Below are 11,750 nucleotides of genomic sequence, written 5' to 3' on the forward strand. Positions count from 1 at the left end.
CCGACGGGCCGGTCGGGGCCGGGGGGGGGGGGGGGGCGCCGCCGGGGGTCTTCCCCCCCGGGGGGTGGCCGGGGGGGGGGCGGGGGGGGGGGCCCCCCCCGCCACCGGAAGGGGTGAAGTGTCGTAACTTTCGTGCGCGCACCGCGTTCCGGCGCGGTAGAAAGGCCCGCCGGGCCTCCGTTACGCGGGTACGGGCACCCGGCGGGCGGTGCGCCGCTCGGCGGCGAGCGCGGGGTCGAGGGCGGGCACGGCGGCCAGCAGCTGCCGGGTGTACGCGTGGGCCGGCGCCCCGTACACCTGCTCGGCCGGGCCCTCCTCCACGACCAGCCCGCCGCGCATCACGGCGACGCGGTCGCTGACCTGCCGCACGACGGCGAGGTCGTGGGCGATGAAGACCAGGGCCAGTCCCAGCTCCCGCTGGAGCTCCGCGAGCAGGGCGGTGACCTGGGCCTGGGTGGTGACGTCGAGCGCCGAGACGGGTTCGTCGCAGACGATCAGTCGGGGCCGGGGGGCGAGGGCGCGGGCGATGCCGACGCGCTGGCGCTGGCCGCCGCTGAACTCGTGCGGGTAGCGGTCGTAGTGGCCGGGGTCGAGGCCGACGCGCTCCAGCAGTCCGGCCACCCGGGCGCGGATCGCCGTCTCGTCCCGCTCCCCCGCGGCCCGCAGGGGGTCGGCGATGGACTCGCCGATGCTGCGGCGGGGGTTGAGGGAGGAGGTGGGGTCCTGGAAGACCATCTGGGCTCCGGGGGCGATGCCGGTGACGGCGAGGCCGTCGTGGCGCACGGTGCCCGCGGTGGGTTCCAGCAGTCCGACCAGCATCCGGCCCAGGGTGCTCTTGCCGCTGCCGGACTCGCCGACGACGCCGAGGGTCTCCCCGGCGCGCAGGGCGAGCGAGACCCCGCCGACCGCGGTGACCCGGGAGCGTCCGCGCCCGAACTCCCGCCGCAGTCCGACGGCCTCGACGACGGGCGCGCCGGCCGCGTCCGCGGGGCGGCCGGCCGCGGGAGCCGGGGACTCGCCGCCGGCGGCGCTCCCGTCGCGGGCCGGCGGGCGCGGCACCGCGGCGGCCGGCCGGTCCCGGGGCGCGTCCAGCCGGGGTACGGCGCCGAGCAGCGCCCTCGTGTACGGGTGCCCGGGCGCGGCCAGCACGTCCGCGGCCGGCCCCCGCTCCACGGCGGCGCCGGAGCGCATCACCAGCAGTTCGTCCACGCTTTCGGCGGCGACGCCCACGTCGTGGGTGACCAGCAGCAGGGCCAGCCCGCGCTCCTCCCGCAGGCCGTGCAGCAGGTCCAGGATCTGGGCCTGGACGGTGACGTCGAGGGCGGTGGTGGGCTCGTCGGCGACCAGCAGCCGGGGTTCGCAGGCGAGGGCCATGGCGATCAGGGCGCGCTGGCGCATGCCGCCGCTGAACTCGTGCGGGCGGGACCGGGAGCGGCGGGCCGCGTCGGGGATGCCGACCCGGTCGAGCACCTCGACGGCCCGGGCGCGGGCGGCCCGGCGCGGGACGTCGTGGTGGACCCGGTAGACCTCGGCGATCTGGTCGCCGACCGCGTAGTACGGGTCGAGGGAGCTGAGGGGGTCCTGGAAGACCATGGCGGCGGTGGAACCGCGCAGGGCGCGCAGTTCCGCGGGCCCGGCGGCGGCCACGTCGGTGCCGCCGACCCGGACGGTGCCGGTGAGCCGGGCGCCGGTGTCGCGGTGCAGGCCCAGCAGGGCGGCGGCCACGGTGGACTTGCCGCTGCCGGACTCGCCGACGATGCCGAGGGCGCGGCCCGGGGCGAGGGTGAAGGAGAGGCCGTCGACGGCCCGTACGTACGAGCCGGGCGCGCCGACCGGGAATTCGACGGTGAGGTCCGCGACCTCGACGAGGGGCTCCGTGCGGTGCTCGGTCATGCCAGGGCCACCCTTCGGTCGGCGGCGGCGTAGAGGAGGTCGGCGAGGGCGCCGGCGACGACGACGGCGGTCCCGATGACCAGGACGACGCCCACGACCACGGGCAGGTCCACGACCCGCACGGCGTCGATGAGGGTCTTGCCGAGGCCGGGGATGCCGAACAGGGACTCGGTCAGCACGGCGCCGCCCATCATGGTGCCGAGGTCGATGGCGCTGAGCGCGATGACCGGCGGCACGGCCCCGCGCAGGGCGTGCCGGGCGACGACCGCGCGCTCCCCCACCCCGTAGGCGCGGAAGGTGCGGATGTGGTCCTCCGCGAGGGTCTCCAGGGTGGAGCTGCGGGTGAGGCGGGCGTACTTGGCGCTCTCGAAGAAGCCCAGGGTGACCCAGGGCAGCAGGAGGTTCCAGGCCCACTGCTCGGTGTCCTCGGAGAAGGGCACGTAGGTCGGGAAGGGCAGCCACTGGAGGTACGCGCAGACCAGCATGAGCAGCAGCAGGCCGAGGATGAAGACGGGCGTGCCGGTGCCGGCCAGGGTGACCAGGGTGAGGACGCGCTCGGTGGGGCCGCCGCGGCGCAGCGCGGAGAGCAGTCCGGTGCCGACGCCGACGACCAGCCAGATGACGAGCGCGCCGAGGGCGAGGGAGAGGGTGGCGGGCAGCCGCTCCAGCAGGAGTCGGGTGACCTGCTGGTCGTTCTGGTACGAGAAGCCGAGGCAGGGCGCGTCGCAGTGCAGCACGCCGGTGCCGGCGGAGTAGTCGCGGCCGGCGGCCAGGCCCTGGAGGAAGTGCAGGTACTGGGCGACGACCGACTCGTTCAGGCCCAGCTGTTCGCGTACCTGGGCGATCTGCTGCGGGTTGCAGCGCTCCCCGCAGGCGAGCCGGGCGGGGTCGCCGGGTGCGAGGTAGAAGAGGAAGTACACGGCGACGGAGAGCACGAGCAGCACCAGGACGGCGCCGGCGGCGCGCTTGAGGACGAAGCGGGTCACTTCGCGCCTCCCTTCTTCGTGCCCACCCGCAGCCGGCCGGCCTCGCGCGGGTCGAGCGCGGTGCGCACGGCGTCGCCGAGGACGGTGAAGGCGAGCACGGTGACGAACAGCAGACCGGCCGGGAGGAGCACGTAGGCCGGGTCGGCGAGGAACCAGGTCTGGGCGGTGGAGAGCATCTGCCCCCAGGAGGGGGTGGGCGGTTTGACGCCGACCCCGAGGAAGGACAGCGAGGCCTCGGCGACGATGTTCACGGGCAGCAGGATCGCCGCGTACGTGATCACGGGCGCGGCCAGTGAGGGCAGCAGCTCCCGGCGGGCCACCCGGAGGGGGCCGTTGCCCGAGAGGCGGGCGGCGGCGACGAAGTCCAGCTCGCGCAGGCTCAGGGTCTGGGCGCGGACGATCCGCGCGGTGCCGCCCCAGCCGAGCAGGCCGATGAGGATCACCAGCAGCAGCGGGCGCGGGAAGTCGGGCGGGACGACGGCGGTGAGGGCGATGCCGAGGACCAGGGTCGGCAGGGCGATCATCACGTCGGTGGCCCAGCTGATGGCGCTGTCGAGGAAGCGGTTGCCGAGCGCGGCGGCGAGGCCGGCGAGGACGCCGACGGTGACGTTGACGACGGTGGCGCCGGCGGCGACGAGCAGGGAGACCCGAGCGCCGTAGACGAGCCGGGTGAACAGGTCGCGTCCGGTGCCCGGTTCGACGCCGAGCCAGTGGTCGGCGCTGATGCCGCCGAAGGAGCCGGTCGGGACGCCGCCGCGGGCCGAGTCCACGAGGTCGTCGTGGTAGGCGTTGGGGTCCTGGCCCGCGAGGTGGGCGAGCAGGGGCGCGGCGAGCGCGACGAGGACGAGCAGGGCCAGGACGGCGGCGGCCGCGAGGGCCGCGGGGCGGCGGCGCAGCCGGTGCCAGACCTGGCGGGCGGCGCCCGCGCCGGGGGCGGTGACCCCCGGCGCGGGCGCCAGTGCCTGGTGTACGGAGGTCACTTGACGGCTACCTGGGAGATGTCGAGGACGCCGGTCCAGTCGCTGATCACGACGTTCTTGACGGACTTGCCGACCAGCCGCTTGTAGACCGGGTGGAAGAGCGGGACGTCGAGCGCCTGCTCGCCGATCTTCTTGTCCAGGGCGCCCCAGCGCAGGGCGGCGGCGTCGAGGTCGGTCAGCTTGTTGATCTCGTCGATCTCCTTGTTGACCGCCGGGTCGTTCAGCTGCGCGTGGTTGTAGTTGGAGCCGTTGGTGACGATCTGCCGGCCGTCGAAGATCGGCGCCAGGAAGGGGCCGCCGGACGGCCAGTCGGCGCCCCAACGGGAGAGGAAGAAGCCGGGCGTGTTCTTGGCGTCCCAGCGGCGCTCGTTGAAGGCGTTGTTCTCCAGGCCCTCCAGCTTGACCGTGATGCCGGCGGCGGCCAGCGCCTGCTGGACGGCGGTGGCGACCTCGGGGCTGGTCTGGCGGTTCTGGGCGGTGGAGTGGGTCAGGGTGATGGTCAGGCCGTTGGCGAAGCCGGCCTCCTTGAGCAGCTCCTTCGCCTTGGCCGGGTCACCGGTCTTGCCGGCCGGGAAGTGGTCGTACGGGGTGAAGCCGAAGGACTTCTGCTCCGGCAGGAAGGTGGTGGCGGCCTCGGCGAGGGCGGAGCCGCCGGCGGCGTTGACCACGCTGGTGCGGTTGACGGCGTACGAGATCGCCTGGCGCACCTTGGGGTTGTCGAAGGGCTTCACCTTCGGGTTGAAGGCGAGGTAGTTGGTGTAACCGAAGTGGCCGGTGCCGACGCGGGAGGCGAGCTCCTTGTTGCCGGTGATCTGGGCGAGTTCGGCCGGGCCGAGGTTGGTGTCGGTGGTGACGGCCGCGGAGTCGGCGCCCGAGCTGGTGGACAGGCGCTGGTTGATGACGGCGGAGTCGAGGCCGGAGCGGACGTCGATGGTGTCGGGGTAGGCCTTGCGCTCGGCGTCGGTGGCCTCGGACCAGTGCGGGTTGCGCTCCAGGACCAGCCGCTCGCCGTCGTTCTCGTTCTTCACGACCTTGTACGGGCCCGAGGAGACGGGGTGCTCCTCGTACTTGGCGCCGGTGTCCTTGGCCTTGGGCACGGGGGCGAACTGCGTCTGGGTGGCGACGAAGGGGAACTCGCCCTCGGGCTTGCGGAGTTTGAAGACGATCGTCTTCTCGTCCGGGGTGACGATCGAGTCCAGGCCCTTCTTGTCCTTGTAGGGGCCCTGGTACTTCTCGCCGCCCACCAGCCAGTCGCGCAGGTAGGGGGCACCGCCCGACAGCTCGGCGGCGAAGGACCGCTCGATGCCGTACTTGATGTCGGCGCTGGTGATCGGGGTGCCGTCCTCGTACTTCAGCCCGTCCTTGAGCGTGTACGTCCACTCGGTGGCGTCCGCGTTGGGACGGCCGGTGTCGGTGGCGAGGTCGGGGACGACCTTGGTGCCCTCGGCGCCGTTCTCGCGGTTGCGCGTGGTGAGGGTGCGGAAGACCAGCGACGGGACGTTGCCGCCGCCCGAGGTGTAGAGGCGGGCGGGGTCGAAGTCGTTCTGCGGCTCGGCGTTGAGGACGGTCAGCGTGCCGCCCTTGCGGGGCGCGCCGGCGGCACCGGGCTCCGCGCCGTTCTTCTCCGTACCGTCCTGGGGCCCCGCGCACGCGGCGGCGCCCCCGGCCAGTACGAGGCTGACGGCGGCCGCGGCCATGCGGCGCGATGTGGCGGACTGGAAACGCATCGGAAAAGGGACCTCTCGGCGTGAAGGAATCGGTGAATTCGTTACGCCACGCGAGAGCGACTAGCGGAATGGGGGAAACGCCGAGCCGCGCCCACGGGCGTGCGGGGCCCGGGCGCGGCGGAAACGGGGAACCGTCGGAAGACGGACAGGGGTGTCGACGCGCGCGCTCAGGCTGCGGTCAGCTACAGAAGATGTCGGCCACGCTGTGCGCGGTCACGCCGAGCAGCGCCAGCTCGATGGCGGCGCTCGCGGAGGCGGCGTGGAAGGACGACATGCCGAGAACAATTACCGATCGGCTGACCGATGTCAACGCGATTGTCCGACGATACGTCAGATCTCCGGCGTTCCTCTTGTCAACTTCCGGGATAAACCCAGGGATTGGGCTGGCACTTCACGCCGTCGATATCCAGGGATTTCGTCTGCTGCTGCATGATCGGCGCGAGTGAGCCGGGTGTGCGGCAGTTCACGTGCCCGTGTCCGAGCCGGTGGCCGACCTCGTGGTTGATCAGCATCTGGCGGTACGCGAACATCCGCTCCGGCCCGTAGGTGGCGGAGCCCTGCGCCCAGCGGAACGCGTTGATCATGACGCGTTCGGTGGAGGCGGAGTCGCAGGACACGTTGTCGATGGTGGTGTCCAGGCCGGACTTGGCGCACCAGGTGCCGGTGGTGCCGGGGCTGGCGAGGGTGATGACGAAGTCCGCCTCGCCGGACGGGACGCGCTCGAAGGTCATCTCGCCGCCGTGGGCCCAGCTGCGCTTGTCGTTGAGGGTGCGCTGGACGGCCTCGGCGAACAGCTGCGCGTCCAGGTCGAGGCCCTTCTCGACGTCGACGCGGTACCGCACCAGGCGGCCCTTGCCTGGGGCCTTGGCGACGCCGGGCACGGTCTCGAAGTCGCCCGGGCCCTTGAGCTTGGGGTCGATGGGGTACCGGGCGGCCATCTTCTGCTCGTACGTCGGCTCGGCGGCCGGCGCGGCGGGCTGCTGCTTCGGGGTGGGCCGCTCCTCGGAGCGCGAGGCGGCCGACGCGGCGCCGCCGCGCTGCCCGGTGTCGCCGTCGGCCGACAGCACGCCGGTGGTGCGGGTCTGGTCGCCGGTGACCTGCCCGGCGACGATCACGGCGAGCAGCACGGTGACCGCGGCCGCGGCGATGCCGGTGTACGTCCGGCCGCGCCCGCCCTTGCGCTCGGCGGGTACGGCGGCCCGGCGGTGCGAGCCGGTCGCTCCGACGGCGTCGTCCTCGCGCCGTGGCCGCGGTATGGCCGCCCCGCCGGCCTCCGTGACGCGGGGCTGCGGGCCGGTGCCGGTGGTGCGGGGCGGCCCGCCGGTCACGGTGACGCGGGGTACGGCCCCGCTGTCCCGCACGGCGTCGAAGCCGCCGGAGTCGCCGACTTGGGGCAGCCGGCCGGTGTCCGTGACGCGGGGCATCGCGCCGGTGTCCGCGAGGCGCTGGTACACGCCGGGCCGGGCGAGGCGCGGGATGGCGCCGGTGCCGGCGACCCGGGGGTACGCACCGGTGCCGGTGACCCGGCGGTGCGCGCCGGTGTCGTGGGTGCCGGTGTCGTGGGTGCCGGGGAAGCCGCCGGTGTCCCGGGGGCCCGCGTGGTCGCCGGGGTGCCGGGTCCCGGCGTGGCCGCCGGCGTACGCCGTGTGCGGGTGCGCCCCGGTGTCGTGGGGCAGCGCGAAGCCCCCCGTGTCGTACAGCGCGTCGTACCCGCCGGTCTCGTGCACCACCGGGTGTTCGCCGGTGTCGGCGAGCCGCGGGAAGGCCCCGGTGTCCCCGCCGCCCGGGTGGCCTCCCGGCCGCGGTACGCCCGGGAAGCCCCCGGTCTCCGCGACACGCGGGTACGTCCCCGTGTCGTGGGCCGGGGCGAAGCCGGCGTCCTGCGGCAGCGCGAAGCCCGCCGTGTCGTACAGCGCGTCGTACCCGCCCGCCGCGTACCCGCCGGAGTACGCCCCCGCGGGCTCGACCCGCGGGAAGGCGCCCGTGTCCTGTACGTAGGGGAAGGCTCCGGTGTCGTGTCCCCCGGCGGCGTGGCCCCCGGCGTCCGGCACCCGCGGAAAACCACCCGTATCGGCGACGCGCGGTACGCCGTGCCAGTCGCCGTACACCGTGCCCGGCGCGGCGTCGGCCGTCCAATCCCCCGAGCCGGCGGCACCGGCCGCGCCGCCGGCGCCCGTACTGCCGGAGCCCGCGTCCCCCTGGGAGGGAGCGGGAGCGGCCGGGCCCTTCCTGCTATGTCGTCCCACCGGAACCCTCAGCCCCCGCCCGCTTCGGCGGCGGCACGCGTGTCCCGCAGCAGGTCACGGAAGGCCGTGGCGACGACCTCCGGGTACTCCATCATCGCGACGTGTCCCGCGTCCGGCAGCGTCAGCAGCCGGGAGCCGCGGAAGGCGGCGGCCGCCCTGCGGGCCATCCGGTACGACACGAGCTGGTCGCGCCCGCCGTACACCAGCAGCGTCGGCGCGAGCACGCGCTCCGCCTGGCGCCACAGCCCGTGCTGGCCGCCCAGCGTGTAGGCGTCGACGATCCCGCGCGAGGACCGCGTCATCGCGTCCCAGAAGTACGGCAGCCTCATGCGCCGCTCCATCTCCTCCACCGCGTGGCGGAACCCCTCGGGGGTGACCCGTGACGGGTCGCCGTAGCACAGGGCGAGGATGCCACGGGTGCGCTCCTCCGCGCTCATCCCCTGCGTGAGCCGGGAGAAGAGCGAGGCCACGCCCGGCACCGCGAGCAGGGCGGTCGGCACCGCCGAGCGCTGCACGCGCAGCTCCGGCAGCGCGGGCGAGATCAGGGTGAGGGTGCGCACCAGGTCCGGGCGGGCCGCGGCCACCCTGGTGGTGACGGCGCCGCCCAGGGAGTTGCCGAAGAGGTGCACGGGACCGCGCCCGGCGGCGTCGAGGTGCCGGATGACCGCGCGGGCCAGGCCGGTGACCGAGTAGTTGCCGTCGTCCGGCGGCGGGGAGTCGCCGAAGCCCGGGAGGTCGACGGCCTCGCCGTCCACCACGTCCTCCAGCAGCGGCATCAGCGCCGACCAGTTCTGCGAGGATCCGCCGAGCCCGTGGACGTACAGGGCGGGCGGCAGGTCGGGGCGGGCCGGCGGACGGAACCGCACGTTCAGCGTCAGCCCGGGGAGCGTCACCCTCCGCAGCTGCTCTCCTTCGGCCACCCGCACGGCGCTCACCTGGGGAGACACCGCGGCGGTGGTGCGGACACCCGGCAGCTCGGTCGAAGACATGGGCCAATGTTACGAGAGGATCACGCCGGGACCCGTGTGTTCGCGCTCACAGATCCGCGTAGCGGCGCACCCGCGACTCTCCTAGGCTCGTACTGACAGGGAAAAGAGAAAAGAGGGGAGCCACATGACTGCCGACCCCACCGAGCCGGACACCTTCCAGGACGAGCTCGGGGAGACGCTGGACGCGGAGGCCCCTGAGGCGGACGCGGCCGAGCAGCACACCGAGCTGACCCCGAGCGAGGACGAGCCCCCCACCGGACACGACCGGGGCGAGGCCGCGGACGGGGACGCCGCGGAGCAGGCCCGGGTCGTGGCCCTCGACGAGGACGACTACCGCTGACCGCCGCCGAGGTGACCGATTTCGCTCCTGTCCGAGCGCATTCGCACAGGTCCGCACGGTGTCGGTGACTGTCCGAAGACCGAGAAAACTCGGCCTGGACCCCCCAGATTCGGTTACCGAAAAGTACGATGGCGGGCGCGGCGCACAGCGCACTGTGTACAGAGAGAAAGTGGGAGGCGGCGTGACAGCCATCGAGCAGACCGAGGCGGCGCGCCCGCGGGGCACACGCCTGCCGCGCCGAGCCCGACGCAACCAGCTCCTGGGCGCGGCCCAGGAGGTTTTCGTCGCGCAGGGGTACCACGCGGCCGCGATGGACGACATCGCCGAGCGCGCGGGTGTCAGCAAGCCGGTGCTCTACCAGCACTTCCCCGGCAAGCTGGACCTGTACCTGGCGCTGCTGGACCAGCACTGCGAGGCACTGCTGCAGGCGGTCCGCGGGGCGCTCGCCTCGACGACCGACAACAAGCTCCGCGTCGCGGCGACGATGGACGCCTACTTCGCGTACGTCGAGGACGAGGGCGGCGCGTTCCGCCTCGTCTTCGAGTCCGACCTGACGAACGAGCCCGCGGTGCGCGAGCGCGTGGACCGGGTGTCCCTGGAGTGCGCCGAGGCGATCTCCGACGTGATCGCCGAGGACACCGGGCTGTCCAAGGACGAGTCGATGCTGCTGGCCGTGGGCCTGGGCGGCGTGTCCCAGGTCGTGGCCCGCTACTGGCTCTCCAGCGAGAGCCCGGTCGAGCGGAACAAGGCGGTGCAGCTGCTGACCTCGCTCGCGTGGCGCGGCATCGCCGGCTTCCCGCTGCACGGGACCGAGCAGCAGCCGCACTGACACCCTTACGGGTGCCGGCCGTGACGGCCGGGGACGAGACGGGGGCCCCGCGGGGCCCCTGTTCGCTTCCAGCGTGGCCCTGACGGGCGGTTCCCGTCCCCTCTCCGGGCTAATGTGTCCGGGTACGGCGCGGTGATCGCGCGACTCGGACCGTCGGAGGGACATAGCCGTGGAGGTCAAGATCGGCGTGCAGCACGCACCCCGGGAGATCGTGCTGGAGAGCGGACTGAGCGCCGAGGAGCTCGAGGCGGTCGTGACGGACGCGCTGACGGGCAAGTCGCAGCTGCTCAGCCTGACGGACATCAAGGGCCGCAAGGTCCTGGTGCCGACCGACCGGCTTTCGTACGTCGACATCGGCGAGCCGACGTCCCGCAAGGTCGGCTTCGGCCCCGCGTAAGGCGCGCGTCACCCACAACTGAGAGAAACGGCCCGGTGGTTGCTCCCACCGGGCCGTTTCCGTGCCCGCAGGGGCGGTTGAGGGTTGTGTGCCGCCCGCTCCGGGTAGGACCGCCTACGACCCGATTTGCCCTTGGCTGTGTGGGAGGGACCCATGCTCGTGGAAGCGTTCGGCTCGGCCGTCCTGGGCCTCGCCCTGTCCTGGGTGGCCGTCAGAAGACTGCCCGGCCGGCTGCCGTCCGCCCGCGTGGTCCTGACCACGGGCGCGCTCGGGGCGCTGTTCGGCGCGTACTTGACGCACTACGCGCTGGGCCCGGGGCACCGCACGCTGACCGCGTCCCTCGTGGGCGCCGTCCTGGTGGCCGCGGCCGGGCTGTCGCTGCTGCTGCGGACGAGGACGCCGTTTCCGGTCGCCTCCCGGGGATGACCACGGGCCTCGGGGTGACGTACCCCCGGGGCCCGTGACGTAGCCGCCGTGCGGCGCGGGGGCCGCGGGCGTCCCGCCGGCCGTGCGGCGCGGGGGCCGCGGGCGCCGTACCGGCGCGGGCGTCAGGCCGCGAGGCCGAGGGCCGCCATCCGCTTGGTGTGCGCCTTGGTGATGCGGGTGAACATCTCACCGACGGCGGCCAGGTCGAACCCGGCGGCCATGCCGTCCACCCCGCCGACCAGCATCGTGGAGAGCGCGTCGCGCTCGGCCACCACGCGCTGCGCCTGGGAGAGGGCCTCGCCCATCAGGCGGCGCGCCCAGAGGGCGAGCCGACCGCCGACGCGCGGGTCGGCCTCGATGGCGGCGCGGACCTTCTCGACGGCGAAGTTGCCGTGGCCCGTGTCGTCCAGCACGCCGAGCACGAGCGCCCGGGTGTCGGCGTCGAGGTGGGTGGCGACCTCGCGGTAGAAGTCACTGGCGATCGAGTCGCCGACGTACGCCTTGACCAGGCCCTCCAGCCAGTCGGAGGGGGCGGTCTGGCGGTGGAAGTCGTCCAGGGCCTTCGCGAAGGGCTCCATGGCGGCGGTCGGCTCGGCGTCGACCGCGGCCAGCCGGTCGCGCAGCCGCTCGAAGTGGTGGAACTCGGCGGAGGCCATCTTCGCGAGCTCCGCCTTGTCCGCCAGGGTCGGGGCGAGCTTCGCGTCCTCGGCGAGCCGCTCGAAGGCCGCGAGCTCGCCGTACGCGAGGGCGCCCAGCAGGTCGATCACGGCGGCGCGGTACTGCGGCGAGGCGGAGGCCGTCGCCCAGTCCTGGGCGGCGATCCCGGTGGGCTCTTCCTCCGCGGTGGCGGACGAGTTCTCGGCGTGCTCGGCGTTTTCAGCGGTCTCCATGCAGCGCACAATAGCCCGCCCGGGGGGTGGGGGAAGTGCCTGGTCAG

General features: G+C 73.9%; 12 protein-coding genes. 4 read left to right on the top strand and 8 right to left on the bottom strand.

Translation table 11 applies throughout. From position 1 onward, the window contains the following. Positions 1 to 180 precede the first annotated feature (180 nt). The 7 genes from ACIQUR_RS25745 to ACIQUR_RS25775 all read right to left on the bottom strand — a co-directional run bounded on the left by ACIQUR_RS25745 (position 181) and on the right by ACIQUR_RS25775 (position 8,821). Complete coding sequence (locus ACIQUR_RS25745; RefSeq protein WP_403668616.1) at positions 181 to 1,893, bottom strand: dipeptide ABC transporter ATP-binding protein; 1,713 nt, start codon at positions 1,891 to 1,893, stop codon at positions 181 to 183. Next, positions 1,890 to 2,879: an ABC transporter permease gene (locus ACIQUR_RS25750; protein ID WP_403668619.1), complete on the bottom strand. Its 990-nt coding sequence runs from the start codon at positions 2,877 to 2,879 to the stop codon at positions 1,890 to 1,892. The genes ACIQUR_RS25745 and ACIQUR_RS25750 overlap by 4 nt, the downstream gene beginning before the upstream one ends. Beyond that, a complete protein-coding gene (locus tag ACIQUR_RS25755; RefSeq protein WP_403668622.1) occupies positions 2,876 to 3,859 on the bottom strand; it encodes an ABC transporter permease in 984 nt (327 codons plus the stop codon). The genes ACIQUR_RS25750 and ACIQUR_RS25755 overlap by 4 nt, the downstream gene beginning before the upstream one ends. After that, positions 3,856 to 5,556 (bottom strand): ABC transporter substrate-binding protein, encoded by a 1,701-nt coding sequence (locus tag ACIQUR_RS25760; protein WP_403669094.1) that lies wholly within the window; start codon positions 5,554 to 5,556, stop codon positions 3,856 to 3,858. The genes ACIQUR_RS25755 and ACIQUR_RS25760 overlap by 4 nt, the downstream gene beginning before the upstream one ends. 208 nt (positions 5,557 to 5,764) lie before the next feature. Further along, on the bottom strand, positions 5,765 to 5,860 hold the full coding sequence (locus ACIQUR_RS25765) for an Ms4533A family Cys-rich leader peptide (RefSeq protein ID WP_399945102.1): 96 nt from the start codon (positions 5,858 to 5,860) through the stop codon (positions 5,765 to 5,767). Positions 5,861 to 5,939: 79 nt separating this feature from the next. After that, a complete protein-coding gene (locus ACIQUR_RS25770) occupies positions 5,940 to 7,832 on the bottom strand; it encodes a DUF3152 domain-containing protein (RefSeq protein ID WP_403668625.1) in 1,893 nt (630 codons plus the stop codon). Between the two features lie 8 nt (positions 7,833 to 7,840). Next, the gene (locus ACIQUR_RS25775; RefSeq protein WP_403668628.1) at positions 7,841 to 8,821 is read right to left on the bottom strand and encodes an alpha/beta fold hydrolase; all 981 of its coding nucleotides are present in this window, start codon (positions 8,819 to 8,821) and stop codon (positions 7,841 to 7,843) included. Between the two features lie 124 nt (positions 8,822 to 8,945). Between ACIQUR_RS25775 and ACIQUR_RS25780 the strand changes: the two genes are divergently transcribed. From ACIQUR_RS25780 to ACIQUR_RS25795, 4 genes are all read left to right on the top strand, one after another. Continuing rightward, complete coding sequence (locus ACIQUR_RS25780) at positions 8,946 to 9,161, top strand: hypothetical protein (protein ID WP_403668631.1); 216 nt, start codon at positions 8,946 to 8,948, stop codon at positions 9,159 to 9,161. Positions 9,162 to 9,342: 181 nt separating this feature from the next. Beyond that, entirely contained in the window at positions 9,343 to 9,990 is a 648-nt protein-coding gene (locus ACIQUR_RS25785; RefSeq protein WP_403668633.1) for a TetR/AcrR family transcriptional regulator, read from the top strand. A gap of 169 nt (positions 9,991 to 10,159) precedes the next feature. After that, on the top strand, positions 10,160 to 10,387 hold the full coding sequence (locus tag ACIQUR_RS25790) for a DUF3107 domain-containing protein (protein WP_399945088.1): 228 nt from the start codon (positions 10,160 to 10,162) through the stop codon (positions 10,385 to 10,387). 153 nt (positions 10,388 to 10,540) lie between these two features. After that, positions 10,541 to 10,813: a hypothetical protein gene (locus tag ACIQUR_RS25795; protein ID WP_399945086.1), complete on the top strand. Its 273-nt coding sequence runs from the start codon at positions 10,541 to 10,543 to the stop codon at positions 10,811 to 10,813. 122 nt (positions 10,814 to 10,935) lie between these two features. On the opposite strand, the gene ACIQUR_RS25800 is transcribed toward ACIQUR_RS25795, so the two are convergent. After that, positions 10,936 to 11,703 carry a ferritin-like fold-containing protein gene (locus ACIQUR_RS25800; protein ID WP_403668637.1) on the bottom strand — a complete coding sequence of 256 codons (768 nt, stop codon included), beginning with the start codon at positions 11,701 to 11,703 and terminating at the stop codon, positions 10,936 to 10,938. Positions 11,704 to 11,750 lie beyond the last annotated feature (47 nt).

It is taken from the genome of Streptomyces sp. NPDC101132 (genome assembly GCF_044759225.1).
Classification (GTDB): Bacteria; Actinomycetota; Actinomycetes; order Streptomycetales; family Streptomycetaceae; genus Streptomyces.

Excerpts from the sequence above, each read along its gene's own strand:
- ACIQUR_RS25745 (WP_403668616.1), bottom strand. The coding sequence starts at position 1,893 with ATGACCGAGCACCGCACGGAGCCCCTCGTCGAGGTCGCGGACCTCACC.
- ACIQUR_RS25760 (WP_403669094.1), bottom strand. The coding sequence starts at position 5,556 with ATGGCCGCGGCCGCCGTCAGCCTCGTACTGGCCGGGGGCGCCGCCGCG.
- ACIQUR_RS25765 (WP_399945102.1), bottom strand. The coding sequence starts at position 5,860 with ATGTCGTCCTTCCACGCCGCCTCCGCGAGCGCCGCCATCGAGCTGGCG.
- ACIQUR_RS25775 (WP_403668628.1), bottom strand. The coding sequence starts at position 8,821 with ATGTCTTCGACCGAGCTGCCGGGTGTCCGCACCACCGCCGCGGTGTCT.
- ACIQUR_RS25780 (WP_403668631.1), top strand. The coding sequence starts at position 8,946 with ATGACTGCCGACCCCACCGAGCCGGACACCTTCCAGGACGAGCTCGGG.
- ACIQUR_RS25795 (WP_399945086.1), top strand. The coding sequence starts at position 10,541 with ATGCTCGTGGAAGCGTTCGGCTCGGCCGTCCTGGGCCTCGCCCTGTCC.
- ACIQUR_RS25800 (WP_403668637.1), bottom strand. The coding sequence starts at position 11,703 with ATGGAGACCGCTGAAAACGCCGAGCACGCCGAGAACTCGTCCGCCACC.